The 375-nt window shown below is 45.3% G+C and carries 1 protein-coding gene; it reads right to left on the bottom strand.

Annotation, left to right across the window (positions count from 1 at the left end):
• On the bottom strand, positions 1 to 375 hold a 375-nt coding region (locus tag NE473_RS30590; protein WP_502802859.1), incomplete at both ends, for an IS1634 family transposase.

Genomic DNA, 375 nt, shown 5'->3' with positions numbered 1-375 from the left:
GCGCTGCCTCTCTGTATTCAGCTGCAAGTTTTTTTATAGACTGAGTGACAATGAACCCTCTTTTTCCTGTATGGTTGAATAAACGGTTATTCTCTGAAGCAAGACCGGCGTCTGAGCAGAAGATGAATCGGTCACAGCCCAAGTCCTCGATCACTTTCTTTTCCAGCGGTTTTAAAGAGGTCTGTTCGTTCTGGTTCCCTGGGAATAAGGAGAAGGCCAGAGGGATGCCGTCGCCATCTGTAAACAGTCCCATCTGGATAATCGGGTTGGGCCGGTGTTCTTTACTCTTACCATATTTCTTATCCCCATCCTCCTGCTCAATTTCAAAGTAATAATTCGTACAGTCGTAGTAGAGGATATGATCATTACGTTTCG

Origin of the sequence: Hungatella sp. SL.1.14, from assembly GCF_024460495.1 — a bacterium.
In the GTDB taxonomy this organism is placed as follows: Bacteria; Bacillota; Clostridia; order Lachnospirales; family Lachnospiraceae; genus Hungatella; species Hungatella hathewayi.
The sequence above is the reverse complement of the archived record's forward strand: the minus strand, read 5'-3'. Positions and strand labels throughout refer to the sequence as shown.